Annotated in this window: 1 protein-coding gene; it reads right to left on the bottom strand. The window is 39.5% G+C overall.

Features of this window, described 5'->3' with window-relative positions; genetic code table 11:
- Positions 1-54 precede the first annotated feature (54 nt).
- On the bottom strand, positions 55-463 hold a 409-nt coding region (locus tag EMN46_RS19030), incomplete at its 5' end, for a hypothetical protein (protein ID WP_229130438.1).

Here is a 463-nt window from a genome sequence, read left to right as displayed (position 1 = left end):
TGGAATGTTGACTAACTCCAACAAATTGATTGGCTTAACTTGAGAAACCGTTGATTATTTGATTCGTTGTGTTCTTTTAGGTTTCTCTGTTTTGCCTTTTTGATACTCAAGAGCTTTTAATTCATCTTCTTTTGCGTCTGCCCCTGCTGCAAATCCTTTAGCATAGCCTTTATCATAGGCAATTTGTTCCTCTGTTGTAAAGAAAGAACTTTCTTCAATGTCTCTGCGAGCAGTGGCAGCAGCAGCTCTTATGGATTGTTCCATAAGTTTTTCCCTTTGTTTCGATGACTTCTTTTCTTTTTCTTCTTCTTCTTCAACCATCTTGCCTTTCCCCTTATCCTTGGCTTTCTCATCCTGTGATTTCTCCCCCTTTTTGTCATCATCAGTGAGGGAGGTCACCTTCAAATTAAGGATCTTCACGGATGTACTCAATGAATCAAGATGGGAGGAATGAGACTCTAGT

The organism is Ancylomarina sp. 16SWW S1-10-2 (assembly GCF_009669305.1).
GTDB lineage: Bacteria > Bacteroidota > Bacteroidia > Bacteroidales > Marinifilaceae > Ancylomarina.
Note: the sequence above shows the minus strand (reverse complement) of the source record. Positions and strands in the feature narration are given on the sequence as shown.